1 protein-coding gene is annotated in these 307 nt (G+C 74.9%); it reads left to right on the forward strand.

The window, feature by feature from the left end; genetic code table 11:
• On the forward strand, positions 1–307 hold a 307-nt coding region (locus PUR71_RS00425; RefSeq protein WP_329924271.1), incomplete at both ends, for a hypothetical protein.

The raw sequence follows: 307 nt of genomic DNA on the forward strand, positions 1-307 counted from the left end.
CCACCGGAGGGGCGGTCGTCGCGGCGGTAGCCACCGCCGGAGGGGCGCTCGCCACGGTCATCACGACGCGGACGGTCGTCGCGGTCACGGTTGAAGCCGCCGGACGGGCGGTCATCGCGGCGGAAGCCACCACCGGAGGGACGCTCGCCGCGGACGTCACGACGCCCACGGGCGGGGTTGCCTCGTTGGTGATGGGTCGTGGGGCGGCTTCCGCCGTGTCGTCGACGGCGACGGTGGTGGTTTCCGACGTGAGGTCCGTGGCGAGCGCCCCTCGGGCGGTGGCTTCCGTCGTGACGACCGCCCCTCC

This window comes from Streptomyces sp. SP17BM10, from assembly GCF_036322405.1.
GTDB lineage: Bacteria > Actinomycetota > Actinomycetes > Streptomycetales > Streptomycetaceae > Kitasatospora.